Raw genomic sequence first — 20,625 nt, 5'->3', positions numbered from 1 at the left:
CGCAAGTTCATCTTCTCCTCGAACTCCAGACAAGCAAACACCCATAACTTCAACCAGTTAATGTGAGTTTTGCTATGTCTACTTCTGTATCTGATACCACCAAATCCAGCCGCCGCGAGCAGCGCTCCAGCGCTCAGGCCTTTATCGACAGCCTCAAGGGGATGGCTCACCCCAACTCCCGCCGCATCTTTATCGAAGGCTCCCGCGCCGATATCCGTGTCCCCCTGCGGGAGATCCAGCTGGCCGACACCTTCGTCGGCGGCACCAAAGAAGACCCCCGGTTCGAGCCCAACGAACCGGTGCCGGTCTACGACACCTCGGGCCGTTACGGGGAGGAGGGGGTCGCCATCGATGTGCGCCGCGGTCTGCCGCGCCTGCGGGAGAACTGGGTGCTGGAGCGGGATGATACCGACGAACTGCCGGGGCTCAGTTCCACCTTCACTCAGGAGCGTCTGGCCGACGAGGGGCTGGATCATCTGCGCTTCGAGCACTTGCCAAAGCCGCGCCGCGCCAAGCCGGGTCGCCGGGTCACCCAGCTCCACTACGCCCGCGCCGGCATCGTCACTCCCGAGATGGAATTCATCGCCATTCGCGAGAACATGGGGCGCGAGCGGGTGCGCTCCGAACTGTTGCGCACCCAACATCCGGGCCGCGATTTCGGTGCCCGCCTGCCGGAAAATATCACCCCCGAATTTGTCCGTGATGAGGTGGCCGCCGGTCGCGCCATCATCCCCAGCAACATCAACCACCCGGAAGCGGAGCCGATGATCATCGGCCGCAATTTTCTGGTGAAGATCAACGCCAACATCGGCAACTCGGCGGTCACCTCCAGCATCGAAGAGGAGGTGGAGAAGCTGGTCTGGTCGACCCGCTGGGGCGCCGACACCGTCATGGATCTCTCCACCGGCCGCTACATCCACGAAACCCGCGAGTGGATCCTGCGCAACAGCCCGGTGCCCATCGGTACAGTGCCCATCTATCAGGCGCTGGAGAAGACCAACGGCATCGCCGAAGACCTCACCTGGGAGCTGTTCCGCGACACCCTGCTGGAGCAGGCCGAGCAGGGGGTGGACTACTTCACCATCCACGCTGGCGTCCTGCTGCGCTTCGTGCCGATGACCGCCAAGCGCCTCACCGGCATCGTGTCGCGCGGTGGCAGCATCATGGCCAAGTGGTGCCTCTCCCACCACAAGGAGAACTTCCTCTATCAGCACTTCCGCGAAATCTGCGAGATCTGCGCCGCCTATGATGTGGCGTTGTCGCTGGGCGACGGTCTGCGTCCGGGCTCCGTCTATGACGCCAACGACGAGGCCCAGTTCGCCGAGCTGCGCACTCTTGGCGAGCTGACCAAAATTGCGTGGGAGTACGACGTGCAGGTGATGATCGAGGGGCCGGGCCATGTGCCGATGCACATGATCGAGCGCAACATGACCGAGCAGCTGGAGCACTGCCACGAGGCGCCGTTCTATACGCTGGGCCCGCTCACCACCGACATTGCTCCGGGTTACGATCACTTCACCTCCGGCATCGGTGCCGCACTGATCGGCTGGTACGGCTGCGCCATGCTCTGCTACGTCACTCCCAAGGAGCATCTGGGCCTGCCCAACAAGGAGGACGTGAAGCAGGGGCTGATTACCTACAAGATCGCCGCCCACGCCGCCGACCTTGCCAAGGGTCACCCTGGGGCCCAGATCCGCGACAACGCCATGTCCAAGGCGCGTTTCGAGTTCCGCTGGGAGGATCAGTTCAATCTTGCCCTCGACCCTGACACTGCCCGTGCCTACCACGACGAGACCCTGCCGCAGGAGTCCGGCAAGGTGGCTCACTTCTGCTCCATGTGCGGGCCCAAGTTCTGCTCCATGAAGATCACTCAGGACGTGCGCGACTACGCGGCGAAGCTGGAGGCCGTTGAGATCAAGCTGGTCGGCATGGATGGCCAGCAGGAGCAGGTGGTGGCTCAGGTGGAGAGCGGCATGGCCCGCATGGCGGAAACCTTCAAGGAGACCGGTGGCGAGATCTATCATCAGGCGGCGGCGCTGAAACAGGCCGCAGGGGAGGAGGCGTGAGCAGCGCAAGCGGGGCTGTCAGCCCCGCCGATCTGCTGCCTGTGACGGACTCCCGCCCAGTTGTCTGGACCATCGCCGGTTCAGACTCCGGCGGCGGTGCCGGCATTCAGGCCGACTTGCACACATTGCACGACCTCGGTGTGCACGGCTGCTCGGTCATCTCTGCCATCACCGCCCAGAACTCGGTGGCGGTGAAGATGGTTGACCCCGTGCTGATGCAGACCTTCACCGCCCAGATCGACGCCCTCGGTGTCGATCTGCCGCCCGCCGCCATCAAGATCGGTCTGCTGCCGACCCGGCTGCATGTGGAGGTGCTGGCCCGCCGGTTGGCGGCCATCGAGGCCCCCTTCGTGGTCTACGACCCGGTGGCCATCGCCAGCACCGGCACCCCGATGGCGGAGCCCAATATGCTGGCGGCGGTGCGCGAGCAGCTGTTGCCGCGCCTCTCGCTCATCACCCCCAACGGCCCCGAGCTGGAGGCCCTGACCGGCTTGCCGGTCAGCAGCCCCGATCTGGTGCGCCTCGCCGCCCGCCGTCTGCGCGAACTCGGTGCCCGCGCCGTGCTGGTCAAGGGCGGCCATCTGGAGTGGAGCGGCGATCTCTGCCTCGACTACTACCAGGATGAGACCCGCGAATTCTGGCTGGCGGCGCCGCGCCTGAATACCCGCCACGGCCACGGCACAGGTTGCTGCTACGCCAGCGCCATCGCCGCCGTGGTGGCGCAGGATTATCCGGTAGAGGACGCCATCACCCTGGCGCGAGCCTACCTGCAACAGGGGCTGGCGGCGGCGCAAGGAGTTGGGGCAGGCCCCGGCCCCATCGCCCATCTCGGTTGGCCCGCCGATCTTGCCCACTTCCCTCGCGCCGGATTGGCGGGCTCAACCCTCGATCGCCGCTTCGGACTTTATCAGACAAGCAGTGCCCGCCTGCCGCAGGGCCCCTTCGCGCCGACCGAACACAACCTCGGCCTCTATCCGGTGGTCGATTCGGTCAAGTGGCTGCGCCGCCTGCTGGGGCAGGGGGTCAAGACCATCCAGCTGCGGATCAAGGATCTGCCCGCCGCTCAGGTAGCACCGGCCATTCGCGATGCGGTTGAGCTTGGTCGCCGCCATGGGGCGCGACTCTTTATCAACGACTACTGGCAGCAGGCCATCGAGGCGGGCGCCTGGGGCGTGCATCTGGGGCAGGAGGATATGGAGACCGCCGATCTCGCCGCCATTCAGGCGGCCGGGCTGCGCCTTGGCATCTCCACCCACGGCTACTTCGAGCTGATGCGGGCCCGCGAGCTGGCCCCCTCCTATATGGCGCTCGGCCATATCTTCCCCACCAACACCAAGGCGATGCCTTCCCGCCCGCAGGGGCTGGTGCGGCTGCATCGCTACCGCGCTCTGATGTGCGACTGGCCGACGGTGGCCATCGGCGGCATCAGCGAGGAGCGGGTGGCGGCGGTCAAGGCAAGCGGGGTCGGCAGCATTGCGCTGGTCTCGGCCATTACCGCCAGCGATGACTGGCAGGGGGCGACCGAGCGGCTGCTTGCTGCCGTGGGGGCGGGGGATGAGCCACGCTCGGCCACCGTGATACGGGAGGCTGAACATGCGCTCTGATGCCGCTTCTCTTAGTGACAAAGAGTATTTGCGATACGGTCGCCAGCTGATGCTGGCGGAAGTGGGGGAGGCCGGTCAGGCGCGGCTCAAGGAGAAATCGGTGCTGATCGTCGGCCTCGGCGGGCTCGGCTCGCCGCTCGCCCTCTATCTGGCCGGGGCCGGGGTGGGTACCTTATGGCTGGCCGATGGCGACACGGTCGATTCCAGCAACTTGCCGCGCCAGATCCTGTTCGATAGTGAGGCGGTCAACCACTCCAAGGCGGAGCTGGCCCGCGAGCGCTTGGCCGCCCACAACCCGCTGGTGGAGCTGATTGCCATCAACCAGCGGCTCGATGCCGCCAGCCTGCCGGAGTTTGTGGCCGAGGTTGATCTGGTGATCGACTGCTGTGACAACCTCGCCACCCGCCAGGCCATCAACGTCGCCTGCGTGGCTCAGGGCAAGCCCTGGCTCTCCGCCGCCGCGGTGGGCTGGCAGGGGCAGCTGATGGCGCGCACCAGCAGCGATCACGCCTGCTACGCCTGCCTCTATCCGCTGGATACCAAGCTCGCCCAGAGCTGCGAGACCAGCGGCGTCACCGGCCCGCTGGTCGGAGTGATGGGCTCTTTGCAGGCGCTAGAGGCATTGAAACTGCTGCTCGGGATGCCGAGCCCGGTCGCTGGCACATTGCGCCGCTTCGATGCTTTGACCCATCAGTGGCAGACCCTCACTCTGGCTCCCGATCCCGATTGCCCGGTCTGCGGACAGCGCCGATGCCCGACACACGATAAGGAGATCACCCCATGACCCTCACCATCCGACTCAACGATAAAGCCCAACCGCTGGCGGCAGGGCAGAGCGTGGCCGACCTGCTGGCTGCACAGGGGGTTAATCCCCAAGGGGTGGCGGTGGCCCTTAACGGCGCCGTGCTGCCCCGTGGCCGCTGGGCCGAGACCCGTCTTAATGACGGGGATGAAATTCACCTCTTCACCGCCATTGCGGGAGGCTGACCCATGATGCTCACAGTCCCATCTTCGCGTGCTCTGCCTTGCGGTGGAACCTCATCTCTTCTTATCGCAGTGGCAGGAGGCTGACATGCTCAAGATTGCCGATCACACCTTCTCATCGCGCCTCTTTACCGGCACCGGCAAGTTTGCCCGCCCGGAACTGATGGCCGCCGCCATCGAGGCGAGCGGCTCCCAACTGGTCACCATGGCCATCAAGCGGCTCGAACCGGGCAAGGCCCACGACGATATCCTGAGCCCCTTGCTGCAACTCGGGGTCAAGCTCTTGCCCAACACCTCCGGCGCCAAGACTGCCGCCGAGGCGGTGTTTGCCGCCCACCTCGCTCGCGAGGCGCTGGGGACGAACTGGTTGAAGCTGGAGATCCACCCCGATCCGCGCTATCTGTTGCCCGATCCCATCGAGACACTGAAAGCCGCCGAGCAGCTGGTGAAAGAGGGCTTTGTGGTGCTGCCCTACTGCGGCGCCGACCCCGTGCTCTGCAAGCGGCTGGAAGAGGTGGGCTGCGCCGCCGTGATGCCGCTCGGCGCGCCGATTGGTTCGAATCAGGGGCTGGTAACCCGGGAGTTTCTCTCCATCATCGTCGAGCAGGCCAATGTGCCTGTGGTGGTGGATGCGGGGATCGGTGCGCCGAGCCACGCCGCCGCCGCCTTTGAGCTGGGTGCCGACGCCGTGCTGGTCAACACCGCCATTGCGGTGAGCGGCGACCCGGTCGCCATGGGCCGCGCCTTTGCGCTGGCCTGCACCGCCGGTCGCAGCGCTTATGAAGCTGGCCTTGGCGCCCGCGCCCTGCAGGCCCAAGCCTCCAGCCCGCTTACCGATTTTCTGGGGGCGTTATGAGTCATGAAGCTGGCGCGATGAGTGACTTCGAGCCTTTTGCACAACCTCAGGTGCGCCCGAGTGATAGCCCCCCTCTCGGCTCTTCACAAAATAAGGGAGAGGGGCTGGGGGTGAGGGCTAAGGAGCCAACCTTTCTCGACCGTTGGCAGGAGCTGGAGTGGGACGATATCGGCATGCAGATCCGCGCCAAGACCGCCGCCGATGTAGAGCCGGCGCTGGGTTCACCCCGCCGTACCTTGGCCGATTTTATGGCGCTGATCTCCCCAGCCGCCGAGGCGTTTTTACCGCAGATGGCTGCCGAGGCCGAGCGGCTGACCCGCCAGCGCTTTGGCAACACCATCGGCTTCTATGTGCCGCTCTATCTGTCGAACCTCTGCGCCAACGACTGCACCTACTGCGGCTTTTCCATGAGCAACCGCCTCAAGCGCAAGACCCTGAATGCAGAGGAGATTGAGCGCGAGTGTCTGGCCATCAAGGCGCGCGGTTTTGACAGCGTGCTGCTGGTGACCGGCGAGCACGAGCACAAGGTGGGGCTCGCCTATTTTCGCGAGGTGATGCCCATCATCCGCAGCCACTTCAGCACGGTAGGGATGGAGGTGCAGCCCCTCTCGCAGGCCGACTATGCCGAGCTGAAGAGCCTCGGCCTCGACGCCGTTATGGTCTATCAGGAGACCTACCACGCCCCCACCTACGCCCGCCACCATCTGCGTGGCAACAAGCGGGACATCGCATGGCGCCTCGCCACGCCGGATCGGTTGGGCCGCGCCGGTATCGACAAAATCGGGCTGGGGGCGCTCATCGGTCTCTCCTCGGACTGGCGCGCCGACAGCTACTTTGTCGCCGAGCATCTGAGCTGGCTTGAGCGCCACCACTGGCAGAGCCGCTACTCGCTCTCCTTCCCGCGCCTACGCCCCTGCACCGGTGGGCTGGAGCCTGCCGTCATCATGTCGGATCGCCAGCTGGCCCAGCTTATCTGCGCCTGGCGTCTTTTCTCGCCCACGCTGGATTTGTCGCTCTCGACCCGCGAGTCTGCCACCTTTCGCAACGGCGCGGTGCGCCTTGGCATCACCCAGATGTCGGCCGAGTCGCGCACCCAGCCGGGTGGCTATGCCGAGGGGGATGCGGAGGAGCTGGAGCAGTTCGCCATCCACGACGACCGCCCGGTGGGGGAAGTGGCCGCCGCTGTGCGGCAGGCGGGGTTGCAGCCGGTGTTCAAGGACTGGGAACCCTTCTTGGGTCGCTAACGACGTTTACAGCTGTGGTAACAGACAGCGGCAAGCAGATCTGAGGGGCAGATCCCCTCCACTGCTTGCCGCTTTGCTTTGTCTATGTAGATGAGATTATCTAAACGTTATTAAAAGTGTTTTTTGAGTTATGTGAGTCTAGATATTCATTCATTTATAAATCGGGTGTAGAGTAGATTGTCACTTAGAAGTATTTATATGTAAACATTGCAAGGAGAGCATATGCATTATGGTTATCTAATATCTGTGTTAGATCAAATAATTAAAGAGGCACCTGATAAATATAGCAAGCTATATAATAAGAATGAAACTGATATAGAAAAAATAAATCAGTGTAGAGCTAGGGCTTTTATACATTTGTATTTGAAAGTTAGTTTCGGAATAACTGATTTTTCAGAGAGGGAGCATACGCTAACAGATAAAGGATATGATGGGGGGATTGATGGCTATCACATTGATCAAGATAACAAGGTTATATATTTAATCCAGTCTAAGTTCAGAGCCAATTCACACAACTTTGAAAATAAAGAAATAAGCCTTGACGAAATTCTCTCAATGGATATTAGCAGGATTCTAGAAGGGGAGGAGAATGATGAACATGGCAATACTTACAATGGTAAGATAAAACAATTACAGCGGGAGATTTCTAACATAAGTGATATAGCCAGATATAAGTATCAAGTGGTGATATTAGCAAATCTAAGAGGCTATTCTGTACATCAACTAAAACGGTTGACTGATGGATATCCTGTGGATGTTTTTGATTATGAAAAAACGTATAATGGCTTGCTATTTCCGGTACTCACTGGAAACTATTTTACGGCTAGTGATATAATAATACCGATTGACCTGTCTAATAAAAGTTCCGGTAGCAAAATAAGTTATTCCGTAGAGACGAAATATAGTGAGTGTGAAATAACAGTTCTCTTTGTTCCAGCGATAGAAATCGCAAAAATGATGCGTAAATATAAGAATGCAATTTTGAAATATAATCCTAGAAGTTATCTTGATATGGATGGTCGAGCGGTGAATGATGCAATCCATACTACTATAATTGGATCTAACACAAATGAGTTCGCCCTCTACAATAATGGAATAACCATGTTGTCAGAGGAAACAAATATTAATGAAAAAATTGGGCAAAAAAACAAAGCTCAGCTTAGAGTGAAAAACCCACAAATAATAAATGGTGGGCAAACATCTTTTACTTTAAGCCGCATTCTAGAAGAAAATGAAGCCAAAGCGGAAGATGTGTTTAATAATAAAGAAGTAATGTTGAAGGTTATCACTGTATCTGAATGTGAAGTAGAAAAGAAACTACAGCTTATAGATGAGATCTCGGTTGCCACGAATAAACAAACGCCAGTTATAAATGCTGATAAATTCTCAAACGATGAATATCATAAAAATTTACAAAATAAAGTATTTAATGTCGTTGGATTACTATACGAGAGGAAACGTGGCGAATTTTCCGATGGGCTAAAAGATGGTTATATTAAGAAAGAGCAAGTGATTGAACGAAATTTTTTCTGGCGTGTATTTTTCGCATCTAATGGGAAAATTAACCTAGGCTTTCAAAAAAGACTATTCCAGAAAAATAAATTTCCATCATTGGAAAAAATCACAGATAGAGAGATAGAGCGAGCATCAACAGGGATTAAAGTCCATAATGCGCTGTCTATCGGTCTCAACGCGCACTCTCAGAAAATAAGAAAGGATTTATATGCTAAGGTCTTTATTGCAACCGAGTTTTTAGTTAACTCAAAGGATGCTAGTAATGACGATGCTATTCAGTCTTCAATTCCGGTGATTGAGGATGTATGGGGATTTTTTATTTCAACGGCAAAAGAAAATCCTGATTCTGCAGGTTATATACATAAGGTTGATAGAAAAACAGGCCTTCCAACTAGACATTTTTCATTAGAAAAATATTTAAGACATAGCCGTTTTGAGAAAGAATTTATCCATTTCATGGACTTAAGGCGAGATGAAATTAATGCAATACTTTCTCGATGTATAAATGAGCAAGTCCCCTCAATTTTATAAGGAGGTGGTTTAGTCCGTTCCTTGCAAGGGCGAGCCACTCTGCTCGCCCATCACCAAATAAAATGTTTTCATTTGGTTTAGCGAAAACTTTTCGGTAGTTTACATCAACAAAAAATAGCCAAAGTGAAGATGGTTGTTTTGGTTAGGGTTGGATTTTTGGCTCAAAAGAATAGATAGTCGCCTCGTGCATTGTCGATTTCTGTCTATATCAAAGTTGCTTTAGGTAATTACTTAACGAGAATGGCAGAGCAAATTCCTTCATCCCAACCAATCTGTCCAGTTCTGCCTGACCAATCTTCTGTAGCTGGGCTTGCTGGGCGGGAGTGAGCGTGGTGGTCCTCGCCTTGATCAAAGTGTTCAGAAAAGTGCTATCACCCTCTACCGCCCGATGGAACGCCTTGATCGCCAGCGCATCCACTTCTGCTGAGGTGCAGCGCTCCATGCTTTTTTCGTGCAGATAGATCAGCACGGTCGCCTGTTGTTCCCTCTCCAGTGACCAGAAGGGGTCGCTTTGCGCGGGCAGTGTGGCACCGTGTTGTGACTTGAGCGCTTCACAACGCTCAAACGCCGGATCCAGATCGTGCAGTGACAGGGCAAGGGCGCTGGAGCTGGTTGCAAGCAGCGCAAAGAGCAAGGCAAGGCGTCTGTAGAAGGAGAGACACCTGCTACCCGGTGCCTTGTCTATTACAGGGCTGTTGCGGCTGCTCATCGGCTTATGACTGCTTTTTCAGAAAGTAACTGATATGCCCCGGCGGCATATCGGGCAGCTGGCCAAAGACTTCGTAACCCTGCTTCTGGTAGAAGGGGAGGGCCTGAAAACTGGTGGTTTCCAGATGGTAGTTGCTGATGCCTTTGCTTTGGGCGTACTGCTCCATGGCGCCGAGCAGGCGGCCGCCCCAGCCATCGCGGCGGATACTTTCATCGATCCAGAGCCAGTCGACATGCAGCCAGCCCCACTTGATGTCGGCGATGATGCCGCCGTGTACCTTGCCCTCTTCATCCTTGATAAAGCTGGCGATCCGCTCGCGCAGATGGGTACCGGCGTGTTCCTTGTTGTAGCCCGAGAGACCAATGCGCAGCGCTTCGATCTCATCGTTCTGAGGCGGTTGGGGTGGGGTGAGTTGCATAGTGCTTCCTGCTTGAGTGTGATGATCTCTGTCGGGTTGCGACGTGTTGTGCGCCGGGCTTACCGCTGCGTTACTGTTGATGTTTTACCGACACTACCCTAACGGAATCGGGTGGAGCCGTGCCAGCTTTTTCGTGGGCCCAGGTTCGCCAGTCTCTGTCGCCCTGTGGTGGTGGGCGTATCGACCCCGCCGGGGTTTGTCCCTAGCATAAGGAGGATGCGGGGCAGGGGCTCCGCCATGCGGGCATGTGTTGATGCCCGTTTACGGATTTCTGGCGGAGAGAAAAGATGAAGCTGCGTTCCTTGTTGATGGTGGGGGCCCTGCTGCTGGGCGGTTGTGCGGTCAATCCCTACGGTGGTACTCAGGCTCCTGTCAGTGAACCCGATCAGCCAGTGAGCCAGCCGGACAAGCCGGTGACCAAACCGGATAGCGGGGACGTTCAGCCCAAGCCGGTGGCGCCGACAGGACTGGCGCAGGCCATGGCCGATCTCTTTGTGCAGGCCCCCGAGGTGCGGGAGCTGGCGCAAACCGGTCAGCCGGTGCTGCTGCTCACCCCGCCCCAGAACGGCACCGGCGAGCCGGTGGACACCCGCGCCATGGCGGCGGCCATGAGCAAGCTCATCCAGAGCAAGAGCGGTTTTCACTTTGTCGACCAAGGGCAGGTGGCAGCCATCACCGGCCAGCTTGAGTATCAGCAGGGCAGGATGAACCCGGCCTCCCTGGTGCGGCTTGGCCGTCAGACCGGCGCCGGCTACATGCTCTACGGGGATCTGGTGACAGAGGGGAGCCGTTATCGGTTGTCGATGACCCTGATGGAGCTGCGCAGCGGCGAGCTGATCTGGAGCGGTAGTCGCTCCGCCAGCCACTGAGCGGTCTGCGACCAATCAAAAAGAGGGTTGAGTGCCTGTGCGCTCAACCCTCTTCTCATTTCTGGCCCTATGCCTGATGGGGCTTGTCTCTAGCGGATTGCCGCTTCCAGCGCGGCTATCTCGCCGCCGCTGATAAGCGGCAGGTTGCGGCTGATCTGCTCCACCGGCCAGTCCCACCAGGCGATGGCGTTGAGACGGGCTATGGTGTCGTCGTCGAAGCGGTAGCGGATCACTTTGGCCGGGTTGCCGCCGACCACGGCGTAGGCGGGCACGTCACCGGTGACCACGGAGCGGGCGGCGATAATGGCGCCGTTGCCGACCTTTACCCCCGGCATGATCAGAGCCTCATAGCCAATCCAGACATCGTTGCCGATGACGGTATCCCCCTTGTAGGGGAGGCTGCCCGGGGCGGGTGCGGCATGCTCCCAGCCGTTGCCGAAGATAAAGAAAGGGTAGGTGGAGAAGCCGGAGGTCTGGTGGTTGGCGCCGTTCATGATGAACTTCACCCCGCGGGCGATGGCGCAGAACTTGCCGATGATGAGCTTGTCGCCGACGAAGGGGAAGTGGTAGAGGACGTTGCGCTCGAAGCCCGCCGAATCCTCCGGGTCGTCGTAATAGGTGTAGTCACCCACCTCGATATTGGGCCCCTTGATGGTGTTCTTGATAAAACACACCTGGGGGAAGCCGGCCATGGGGTGGGGATTGGCGGGATCGGGTCCGTGCATCCGGGCTCCTTGGGTTGGCCGGGCTAGAGCGCCGGGAAGTAGCAGGCGCTCATGTCGATGGGGTGATCGGGGCAGCCAGGCAGATAGAATTGCCAGCCCGCATCGGAGAAGGCGCGCAGTTCGGTTTCGACAAACTTGATGGCGAGGCTCAGGGCCTGCAGGCTGTCGATGCCGTAGATAAAGGTTTTGTCGCTCAGCCCCGCCAGCTTCACCTTGCAGCGCCAGTCACCGCTGGCGGACTTGGGATCCGGCTCGGGGGCCTTGATGGCGATCTTGAGGGTGAGCTGTTCCCCTTCGGTACTGATAGCGTCGAAGCGGGCGGTAACGATGGCGTTTTTCATCTGGCGATTCCTTTTCCGTGGTACAGCCCCTGCGGTTGCTGGGGGCTGGCGTTCCTGATGGCTGATGAGGTGAAAACTGGACTCGTGACGGCCAGCGTAAATGAACTTGTGAGTTGAAACAATGAGATATCATTGAGCGAGGGAGGGGCCATCCGCCACTGCGAACGGTCGCAAGTCAGAGCGGCGGTGGGCGCAGGCAATCCTTGCTGGCCGAGACGTCCGCATGCTGCTAGATGTAAAGGATTGTTGGCTATGACGGCAGATTTTTCTCCGTTGCCGATGAGGGCGAGTGAGTCCTTTTAAGGCAGAATATCTTCCCCCTGTTTGACCCTAACGTACAGGAGTCTCCGTGGCGCTTTCGGTAACCCAGCTTTATGAAGTGATGGCCCAACTGCCAGATCCCATCTTCATCCTCAGTGAAGATGGTTATTACGTGGAATATATCGGCGGCATGGAGCAGCAATCCTATCACGATGGCAATCCGCTGGCGGGCAAGCAACTGGCCGATGTGCTGCCACCCGAGATGGCCATGTGGGTCAAGGCACAGGTTGCCGAGTCACTGGCGAGCGGTCAGGTGCGGGTGGTGGAGTATGAGCTATCAGCAGCCGAGGTGGGGGGGATCAATGCCGCCGTCGGGCCGCAGGGGGTACAACGCTTCGAGGGCAAGATTGCCCCGCTGCCCTCCCTCTATGACGGCAAGCGGGCGGTGGCCTGGGTGACTCGCAATATTACCCGCCAGTACGAGTTGCAGCAGCGACTGCAGCGCCAGAGCGAGACCGATCAGCTGACCGGTCTCTACAACCGCCGCTTCTTCTTCGAGCACTGCCAGCCGCTGCGGACAGGGGAGGCGCCCTGTGGCCTTATCATGCTCGACATCGATCACTTCAAGCAGATCAACGATCACTACGGCCATCAGCAGGGAGATCGGGCCTTGCAGCGATTCAGTGGCTGCATCGATGCCCTGTTGCGGGCGGACGATCTCTTTGTGCGCAGCGGCGGCGAGGAGTTTCTTATCCTGTTGCCACGGATCGATGAGGCCGGTTTGCTGCAGATGGCGGAGCAGATCCGTGCCGCTGTCGAAGCATTGCCTGCCGATCCGGTCGCCATCACGGTCAGTCTGGGCACAACCCTGGTGCAGCCGGAGGAGGAGATCAATCAGGCGCTGGCCCGGGCCGACGAGTGGCTCTATCAGGCCAAGCGGGCAGGGCGCAACCGGGTGGCACACTGCCCGGCACGCTGAGCTGATTGGTCCTGTTATTGGCAGACATCACCTTTCCTTTTGCCATAAATAAATTGGCTGACATCACTGTCAATTAGTAGAAAAGTTGGCCGTATTATTTCACTGATATTCCACAGCTTAAGGTGTTAATATTATCGGCCTGATCGCTGGTCTTATTTGTGTTGTTGGGCAACAGGATGAGGTTTTATCGGTATGTTATCAAAAGGGTTTGGATCTGGTTCTGGATGACGAATGTGACACATTTCATTGTCTTTTGAAACAATCCGATTCAAACGGTCATGAATTATTAACCTTGACCAGGTTGGCGATTTCAACGATGGTAGCGTGGCAGCTCCGTTTCCCTCCGGTGGCCCTGTTGGCTACTGGCGGCGTTGTTCTTTCACGAACAGGGCGATCTGCCATGACATATCGCCAGCCTGTTATTCGGGCCAATAAAAATAATGATGACAGACTAATAAGGTATATATTGCAATGAGTGTTTCTATTGCTGAAAAGAGTCACCCTGTTTCAAAATTGAAATGGGAGAAAAGCGATTCGGTATGGACCATGGGCTTATATGCCACTGCTGTTGGTGCCGGTACGTTATTTCTCCCTATTACTGTCGGCAGTAATTCCCCGGTTATTTTGCTGTTTATATTATTGCTGGCTTTTCCGCTTTCTTATTATTCCCACCGGGCATTGAGCCGCTTTGTGCTCTCCAGTTCCCATAAGGAGGGGGATATCACCCATGTGGTGGAGGAGCACTTCGGTGCCAGGGCGGGCAAGCTGCTGATGCTGGTCTATCTGATGGCCTTCTACCCCATCATTCTGGTTTACAGCATCTCCATCACCAATGCGATCCAGAGCTTCGTGGTACATCAGCTGGGGGATGCCGCGCTTCCCCGCGGCTTGCTGGTGCTGGGGGTGATGCTGGGTCTGCATCTGATCCTGCTGGCCGGCAAACAGATCGTGGTGTCGGCCATCAGCGTGCTGGCTCTGCCGATGGTCGCCTTTCTGATTGGCCTCTCCATCTATCTGCTGCCCCAGTGGAGCCTCTCCTATTTCACAGAGAGTCAGGCAGTGGAGTGGCGTGACCCGGCGTTCTGGAAATCCCTCTGGCTGATCGTGCCGGTGATGGTGTTCTCTTTCAGCCATGCGCCCATTATCTCCTCCTTCAGTGCGGCGCAGAAAAAGCGCTGTCAGGAGAGTGCCGACCTGCGTGCCAAGCGGATCATCAAGTACAGCAGCATGTTGATTTGCGGCAGCGTGCTCTTCTTCGTGGTGAGCTGCGTGATGAGCCTGAGTCAGGCCGAGATGGCGCTGGCCCGCACCGACAATATCTCGGTGCTGTCGGCGCTGGCGAACAAGTTTTCCAATCCGCTGATCGCCTATGTAGGGCCGCTTATCGCCATTCTGGCCATGTCCAAATCCTTCCTCGGCACCTCCATGGGGGTTAGCGAGGGGACTGTGAGCATGGTGAGCGGTGCCTGTCAGGGGCTGGGGCTCTCCCTCAAGGAGTCGACCATCGCCCGGGTGTCGTCGGTGATCCTGTTTATGGTGACCGCCCTCATCACCTATCTGAACCCCAATGTGCTCGACATCATCGAGCGCGTCAGTGGCCCGCTGATCGCGGTGATCCTGTTTCTGCTGCCAGCCTGCTCCATCTATCGCTTGCCCGCACTCAAGCGTTATCGCGGGCCGAGTACCCTTTTTGTGTTGGTGATGGGGCTGCTTGCCATCTCGGCCCTTATCTACGATCTGCTTTGACCGGGCAGTATCCCGCACAAATCCAAAAGGGCGACCATCTGGTCGCCCTTTTTCTGTGCATCGGGGTTAGCCGAGCAGGCCGGTGGCGCTCTGGCCCGCCATCAGCAAGCCGAGGGCCAGCACGCTGAACCAGACCAGGGTTGCGCTTACCAGCAGATAGCCGCTGGCAACGAACAGACCGTCCCGCTGCAACATGCCGGTGGCCAGCAGCAGGATGGCCCAGGCAGGCATGGCGTTGGTGAAGGGGATGGCGCCCAGGGGTAGCATCAGCAGCAGGGCGGCCAGCATGATCAGCAGACCGTTGCAGCGGTTGACCGTGCTGCTGCCGGTCAGCACCAGCAGACGCGGGCGGATAACGCGATCGACACGGGCCAGCAGATCTGCCCCCTTGTGCAGGGTCGGCTTGAGCTGGTCGGCGGCGAAGCGGCGCTCCATCAGGATGGCGGGTAGCCAGGGCACCCGGTTGAGGGTGATGCCTATACCGATAAAAAGGATCAGCAGGCCAAACGGGGTGCTGACCCCGGGAATGGAGACCGGCAACAGAAAGGGGACGGTGAGCAGCACGCAAAACAGCAGCATGCCCTGTTCGCCCACCAGCTCCAGCATCTGGCGCAGGCTGATGTGGCTTTCGTCGATGGCGTGCGCGGTGGCCCGCAGGGTATCCGCGAGGGTGGTTTGGGGGTCGTGAAGTTGCGCGGCAACCATTCCCTGATGTCCTTCTGAGTGGTGATGACTGGTCCCTATGACCCGCTTTGGCGCCAGCATACGTGGCAGAGGTTAACCGTCGATGAATGGTGGCGGGGAGTACGGCAAGGCCACAATGGTACTGCTTTGCCGCGCCATCGATGAGTGTGATCCCCCCCATGAAAGTGATCCGGTACAGCCGCCGTTTAGGATGGGCCTAGGACGCCTCTGGTATGCTTTCTGCACAATCACACAGGGAGCAGGGGATGATGATGAAGAGAGCCGGGATAGTGATGATGGGGCTGTTGCTGCCACTGGGTCAGGCCTGGAGTAGTGAGGCAGCAACCACATCCGGTTGGCAGGTGACGCCGTTTTTCGGCTACAGCTCAGCCATCGACTTCGAGAAGAGTGACGAGGTGGTGCAGCCGGTCTCGCGCTCGGCCTCGCTCGATTCACTGCAGGGGCAGGGCTCTGGCAGTTGGGGTCTCTTTATCAGCAAGGAGGTGGATGATCCGGGCATGATCGAGCTGCTCTACAGCCATCAGTCCACCACCCTCTCTCCCGACCAGCCGGATCGCCTGACGGTGGACATCCTGCACTTTGCCGGTGCTCTGACCCTCTCTGACAACCTGATGGCGCCCTATATCGGCGCCGGGATCGGGGTGACCCGCTTTGCCGCTTACGACAGCGAGGTGACCCCTTCCATGTCGCTGGCGCTCGGGGTGCAACCGCGCCTCGCCGAGCATCTGGCGCTGCGGGCCGAGGTGCGCGGTTATGGCTCGCTGGTTAACGACAACAACCAGTTTCTCTGCAACCCGGAGCAGTGCGTGTTCAAGGTACGCGGGGAGCTGGTGACCCAGTGGCAGGCCAATCTCGGTCTTACCTTCCGCTTTTAGGCGGGGGGATTTCCCCCCATAAAACAGGGGCCCCTGGGCCCCTGTTTCAGCAGCAATGTTCCGCAGTGACCGGCAATCAACCGGCAGCTCTTCACGCCTCTTTATTAGTCGGCGTCGCCCATACCGCGCAGTTTCTACCCGCCTCCTTGGCGCCATAAAGCGCCTGATCCACCCGTTTGAACAGCGAGACGGCCGGTTCCTTGGGCTCGCGGATCCCCACTCCCAGACTGACCGTCATGGTATGGGTCGGGTCGGGGGCTATGGTGCGGGTCGCAGTGAGCAGGGTGTTGGTCAGTTGCTGCAAATCGGCTTCGTGAGCGACGGGCAGCAGCAGGGCAAACTCTTCACCACCGACACGGGCCGCCAGCGCACCCGGTGGGCAGTGCTGTTGCAACAGCTCGCCAAACTGCTGCAGCACCCGATCCCCGATATCGTGGCCGTAGTTGTCATTGATCCGCTTGAAGTGATCCAGGTCCAGCAGGATGAGGGCATGGCAAACCCCTTGCTCCAGAAACAGCTGCTGATGAAAGTAGCGCCGGTTTGGCAGCTTGGTCAGATCGTCAAACAGCGCCTGCTCTCTGAGCCGGGTATTGATATGAAAGAGGTGGTGCATGGTGCTCAGGATGCCGATGCTGCTGAGCAGGATGCCGCTGGAGCGCAGCAGATCCTCGGCATAGATGGCGAGCCAGAGCGGCTGCGCCACCAGCTCATCCATGATGTCGGCGGTGGCCCCCATGATCCACAGCATCAGACCGCAGGAGAGCATGCGGTAGGTGTGGGTGGGCAGGTGGGCGCACTGCACCACCCAGAACAGGAACAGCATGGTGAGCCAGTTGATCACCTCGAAGCCAAAGCTGACGGCGTAAAAGCGCTCGTAGGGGAAGTGGGGCAGCAGCAACAGATGAAGGGTCATGATGGCCAGCATCAATCCCCCCAGCAACAAGATGTGGGAACGATGCTCCCGATCGAGCTGATGGTAGTGGGAGAGGCTGATATCGAGACGATCAAACTGCATGGTGTTCCTCGGATTGGGCCCGCCATCACGTTGCAAACAAGGCACTGCGTAATGGTATGCCGTAGTCGGATAACAGAAACGGCTGGTCTGCCAGTGTAAACGAGTTGGCCCGCAGCGCGCGATATCGAGGGCTTCAGCTTGTGGGCTGGTTCAGGATTTGCGCATTTGTGGTGCGCCGGCCATGCCCTGCCCTGTGACAGGGCGGTTCAGTACCGGTTAGCGCAGAGCGTGCGCCATTTTGGTGCGTTAGCGATAGCTGAGATAGTTAATTTAATGATTTTTAAGGATTTAAAATTATGGCCCACTTTATGCTTTTTACATGTCAGACGGTCTCTTGCGCTCATCGGCGGCAGACGCAGTGATGAGGAAGTGGCAAGAGGCATCCCCGTGCCGGGCGCGGGTGTGATTCTGGCGGGTTGCAGCAACACCTTGCGGTTCGCCACAGATTCAATCAGGGAAACGGAGCCGGTCTTGTACCGGTACGACAGGGAAGGAGAGTGCTCTATGGTCAAAAAATGGATGATGGCGGGTCTGACGATGTTGCCTGCCTTGCTGGTTACCCCAAGTTGGGCCGAAGAGGTCGCTCAGGTACAGGCGGCGGTGGCTCCGGTTGCCGCCATGACAATCAACAAGGGTGACAACACCTGGATGCTGCTCTCGGCGGCCCTGGTGATCCTGATGTCGATCCCCGGTCTGGCCCTCTTCTACGGTGGTCTGGTACGGGCCAAAAACATGCTGAGCGTGCTGATGCAGGTCTTTACCCTGTTCTGCCTCATCTGCGTGCTCTGGGTGATCTACGGTTATTCGCTGGCCTTTACCGAGGGGGGCAATTTCTATGGCTCCTTCAGCAAGGTGCTGCTCAAGGGGGTAACCCCTGACTCCATCGCCGCCACCTTCAGCAAGGGTGTCGGGATCAGCGAGCTGATCTATGTGGTGTTCCAGGGGGCCTTTGCCGCCATCACCTGCGGCCTTATCGTGGGGGCGTTTGCCGAGCGCATCAAGTTTGCCGCCGTGCTGCTCTTCTCGGTGATCTGGTTCACCTTCGCCTATATCCCGCTGGCTCATATGGTGTGGTATTGGGCGGGTCCGGATGCCTATACCAGCGCCGAAGCCGCAGCAACCGCGACCGCAACTGCCGGGTATCTGTTCCAGCATGGTGCGCTGGACTTTGCAGGCGGCACAGTGGTGCACATCAACGCCGCTGTGGCGGGTCTGGTGGGTGCCTATCTGGTGGGCAAGCGTCTGGGCTACGGTCGTGATCCCATGACCCCGCACAGCCTGACCATGACCATGATCGGTGCCTCCCTGCTCTGGTTCGGCTGGTTCGGTTTCAACGCGGGCTCCGCGCTGGAAGCCAACGGGGTGGCTGCGCTCGCCTTTATCAACACCTGGGTGGCACCGGCTGCGGCAGCTCTGTCATGGACGTTGGCCGAGTGGGTGATGAAGGGGCGTCCCTCCCTGCTGGGTGCGGCGTCCGGAGCGGTGTCCGGTCTGGTGATGATCACCCCGGCGGCCGGGTTTGTCGGTGTCGGTGGCGCGCTGGTGATGGGTCTTGTCAGTGGTGTGGCCGGTCTGTGGGGCGTCCACGGTCTCAAGCGTCTGCTGGGGGCCGATGACAGCCTGGATGTCTTCGGTCTGCACGGGGTGTGCGGCATTCTCGGCGCCCTGCTGACCGGCGTCTTTGCCAGCCCGGATCTGGGCGGCACCGGGGTGTGGGACTATGTCACCAATCAGGTTGCCGATGGCTACTCCATTCTGACTCAGGTGAAGATCCAGGCCATCGGGGTCGGTGTCACCCTGTTCTGGTCCGGTGCCGTGGCGGCGATTGCCTTCAAGGCGGTCGACATGCTGGTGGGTCTGCGGGTGAACGGCGATGCCGAGCGGGAAGGGCTGGATGTCACCTCCCACGGCGAGAAGGCTTACAGCATGTAATCCCGAATGCCAGACAACAAAAAACCGCCGGAACCGGCGGTTTTTTTATGACTCTAAAGCTGCAAAGCCTGAGTTCACACGCTTAGTTCACGACGGCCACGTTGATGCTGCCATTGCCCTGGGTCATGCGCACGCGAGCACCCGGGGTGAAGGTGGGGCTGGCTTTCTGCACGACCACGATGGCTTCGCCGTTCTCTTTCTTGATCTCCAGCTCGACGCCGTCGACCTGGTTGAGTTTGTCGCCAGCGGCCTTGCCGGCTGCCGCGCCGGCAATGGCACCACCTGCTGTGGCGATATCACGGCCGGTGCCGCCGCCTATGGTGCTGCCCAGCAGGCCGCCGACTACGGCGCCGCCAATGGTGCCAATCAGGGAGTTCTCATCGGCCTGGATCTTCACCGGGCGGGTGGAGATGATGGTGCCATAGCTGACGGTTTGTACCTGCTTGGCACGGTCTTTGGTGTAGACATCGCCAGAGTAGACATCGCTGTTGGCGCAACCGGTGACGGTAGTGGCGGCCAGCAGGGCAATAAGGGTCATACGTTTCAACATGATGGGCCTCCAAGGCTGAATAGAATTCAAACAATCAGTTTGATGAATTGAACTTTACTCCAAGCAAGCGGGACATGAAATCGGCAAAATGTAACCAATTATGCGTTCTGTAACCGGTTTTATCCTTGAATCGCAGCTGTACCGGAGAGGGTTTTAACCAGCACAAGCCGATCCTCGCCGGGGCCGAAGTAGTCGGCGACCTCTTCAACCAGTTGATAGCCAAGACGGTAGTAGAGGCGCTGGGCCGGATTGGCCGGATCGACCGTGAGCCGCAGTTCGCTTATCTGCAGCGCCTGCTGGTTGGCCTCCATCTGGCGCATCATCCGCTCCGCGAGGCCGAAACCGCGCGCCTCGGGCAGCACCGCCAGCGAGAGCACCCAGCCTTGCGACCGCTCCTGACCAAAGCCACCCAGCACATAACCCACCAGTTGCCCCTCGTATTCGGCCACCAGCAACAACTCGGGCCACAAATCCATCGCCTGACGGAAGAAGAAGGCGGGATAGACATCTTCACCAAAGACTTTGGCATCGATCTGCCAGATGGCGTGCATGTCATTGTGGGTGGCGGTGCGTAGCAGGGGTGGGTTGTGGTGCATCAGGACTCCATCGGCAGCAAACGGATCGGCAATGCCGCTGACCTTGGGGCCAACGGCAGAAAAGGAGTCATAGGGTAGTGGTCATCCCCTGCCGGATGCAAGGG

At 58.8% G+C, this 20,625-nt stretch carries 20 protein-coding genes; 12 read left to right on the top strand and 8 right to left on the bottom strand.

What is annotated here, in order from left to right; translation table 11 throughout:
* Positions 1–74 precede the first annotated feature (74 nt).
* The 7 genes from thiC (at position 75) to G5168_RS04870 (ending at position 8,800) form a co-directional block, all read left to right on the top strand.
* Positions 75–2,066: a phosphomethylpyrimidine synthase ThiC gene (thiC, locus tag G5168_RS04900; RefSeq protein WP_421251908.1), complete on the top strand. Its 1,992-nt coding sequence runs from the start codon at positions 75–77 to the stop codon at positions 2,064–2,066.
* The gene (thiE, locus tag G5168_RS04895; RefSeq protein WP_421251907.1) at positions 2,063–3,670 is read left to right on the top strand and encodes a thiamine phosphate synthase; all 1,608 of its coding nucleotides are present in this window, start codon (positions 2,063–2,065) and stop codon (positions 3,668–3,670) included. The genes thiC and thiE overlap by 4 nt, the downstream gene beginning before the upstream one ends.
* On the top strand, positions 3,660–4,454 hold the full coding sequence (locus G5168_RS04890) for a HesA/MoeB/ThiF family protein (protein ID WP_421251906.1): 795 nt from the start codon (positions 3,660–3,662) through the stop codon (positions 4,452–4,454). The genes thiE and G5168_RS04890 overlap by 11 nt, the downstream gene beginning before the upstream one ends.
* Complete coding sequence (gene thiS, locus G5168_RS04885) at positions 4,451–4,657, top strand: sulfur carrier protein ThiS (protein WP_167573687.1); 207 nt, start codon at positions 4,451–4,453, stop codon at positions 4,655–4,657. The genes G5168_RS04890 and thiS overlap by 4 nt, the downstream gene beginning before the upstream one ends.
* Positions 4,658–4,742: 85 nt before the next feature.
* Complete coding sequence (locus G5168_RS04880; protein WP_042081355.1) at positions 4,743–5,510, top strand: thiazole synthase; 768 nt, start codon at positions 4,743–4,745, stop codon at positions 5,508–5,510.
* A 17-nt stretch (positions 5,511–5,527) separates the two neighbouring features.
* The gene (gene thiH, locus G5168_RS04875; protein ID WP_421251977.1) at positions 5,528–6,754 is read left to right on the top strand and encodes a 2-iminoacetate synthase ThiH; all 1,227 of its coding nucleotides are present in this window, start codon (positions 5,528–5,530) and stop codon (positions 6,752–6,754) included.
* A 222-nt stretch (positions 6,755–6,976) separates the two neighbouring features.
* Positions 6,977–8,800, top strand: coding sequence for an AIPR family protein (locus tag G5168_RS04870; protein ID WP_421251905.1), 1,824 nt, complete (start codon positions 6,977–6,979; stop codon positions 8,798–8,800).
* 208 nt (positions 8,801–9,008) lie between these two features.
* Here G5168_RS04870 and G5168_RS04865 read toward each other — a convergent pair whose 3' ends face one another.
* Positions 9,009–9,509: a hypothetical protein gene (locus tag G5168_RS04865; RefSeq protein ID WP_421251904.1), complete on the bottom strand. Its 501-nt coding sequence runs from the start codon at positions 9,507–9,509 to the stop codon at positions 9,009–9,011.
* Positions 9,510–9,513: 4 nt separating this feature from the next.
* Complete coding sequence (locus tag G5168_RS04860) at positions 9,514–9,927, bottom strand: GNAT family N-acetyltransferase (RefSeq protein ID WP_421251903.1); 414 nt, start codon at positions 9,925–9,927, stop codon at positions 9,514–9,516.
* A gap of 287 nt (positions 9,928–10,214) precedes the next feature.
* Here G5168_RS04860 and G5168_RS04855 point away from each other — a divergent pair, with 287 nt between their 5' ends.
* Complete coding sequence (locus G5168_RS04855; protein ID WP_106844168.1) at positions 10,215–10,796, top strand: penicillin-binding protein activator LpoB; 582 nt, start codon at positions 10,215–10,217, stop codon at positions 10,794–10,796.
* A gap of 89 nt (positions 10,797–10,885) precedes the next feature.
* Here the strand turns inward: G5168_RS04855 and G5168_RS04850 are convergent, their stop codons facing one another.
* On the bottom strand, positions 10,886–11,521 hold the full coding sequence (locus G5168_RS04850; RefSeq protein ID WP_421251902.1) for a Vat family streptogramin A O-acetyltransferase: 636 nt from the start codon (positions 11,519–11,521) through the stop codon (positions 10,886–10,888).
* A 23-nt stretch (positions 11,522–11,544) separates the two neighbouring features.
* A complete protein-coding gene (locus G5168_RS04845) occupies positions 11,545–11,862 on the bottom strand; it encodes a DUF6968 family protein (protein WP_058056329.1) in 318 nt (105 codons plus the stop codon).
* Positions 11,863–12,211: 349 nt separating this feature from the next.
* Here G5168_RS04845 and G5168_RS04840 point away from each other — a divergent pair, with 349 nt between their 5' ends.
* Positions 12,212–13,102, top strand: a complete 891-nt coding sequence (locus tag G5168_RS04840; RefSeq protein ID WP_159158084.1) for a sensor domain-containing diguanylate cyclase — start codon at positions 12,212–12,214, stop codon at positions 13,100–13,102.
* A gap of 690 nt (positions 13,103–13,792) precedes the next feature.
* Entirely contained in the window at positions 13,793–14,848 is a 1,056-nt protein-coding gene (locus G5168_RS04835; protein WP_227341499.1) for an amino acid permease, read from the top strand.
* Positions 14,849–14,914: 66 nt separating this feature from the next.
* Here G5168_RS04835 and G5168_RS04830 read toward each other — a convergent pair whose 3' ends face one another.
* On the bottom strand, positions 14,915–15,553 hold the full coding sequence (locus G5168_RS04830) for an exopolysaccharide biosynthesis protein (protein ID WP_227341498.1): 639 nt from the start codon (positions 15,551–15,553) through the stop codon (positions 14,915–14,917).
* 251 nt (positions 15,554–15,804) lie between these two features.
* Between G5168_RS04830 and G5168_RS04825 the strand changes: the two genes are divergently transcribed.
* A complete protein-coding gene (locus G5168_RS04825; RefSeq protein WP_266134616.1) occupies positions 15,805–16,428 on the top strand; it encodes an outer membrane beta-barrel protein in 624 nt (207 codons plus the stop codon).
* Between the two features lie 91 nt (positions 16,429–16,519).
* Here the strand turns inward: G5168_RS04825 and G5168_RS04820 are convergent, their stop codons facing one another.
* A complete protein-coding gene (locus G5168_RS04820; RefSeq protein WP_421251901.1) occupies positions 16,520–17,443 on the bottom strand; it encodes a GGDEF domain-containing protein in 924 nt (307 codons plus the stop codon).
* A gap of 504 nt (positions 17,444–17,947) precedes the next feature.
* Here G5168_RS04820 and amt point away from each other — a divergent pair.
* The gene (gene amt, locus G5168_RS04815; RefSeq protein ID WP_266134591.1) at positions 17,948–19,375 is read left to right on the top strand and encodes an ammonium transporter; all 1,428 of its coding nucleotides are present in this window, start codon (positions 17,948–17,950) and stop codon (positions 19,373–19,375) included.
* Between the two features lie 82 nt (positions 19,376–19,457).
* Here the strand turns inward: amt and G5168_RS04810 are convergent, their stop codons facing one another.
* Complete coding sequence (locus G5168_RS04810; protein WP_266134592.1) at positions 19,458–19,925, bottom strand: glycine zipper 2TM domain-containing protein; 468 nt, start codon at positions 19,923–19,925, stop codon at positions 19,458–19,460.
* 119 nt (positions 19,926–20,044) lie between these two features.
* Positions 20,045–20,521 carry a GNAT family N-acetyltransferase gene (locus G5168_RS04805; RefSeq protein ID WP_139405189.1) on the bottom strand — a complete coding sequence of 159 codons (477 nt, stop codon included), beginning with the start codon at positions 20,519–20,521 and terminating at the stop codon, positions 20,045–20,047.
* Positions 20,522–20,625 lie beyond the last annotated feature (104 nt).

The organism is Aeromonas sp. 600724 (genome assembly GCF_049175135.1).
GTDB classification, from domain to species: Bacteria; Pseudomonadota; Gammaproteobacteria; order Enterobacterales; family Aeromonadaceae; genus Aeromonas; species Aeromonas veronii_A.
The sequence above is the reverse complement of the archived record's forward strand: the minus strand, read 5'-3'. Positions and strand labels throughout refer to the sequence as shown.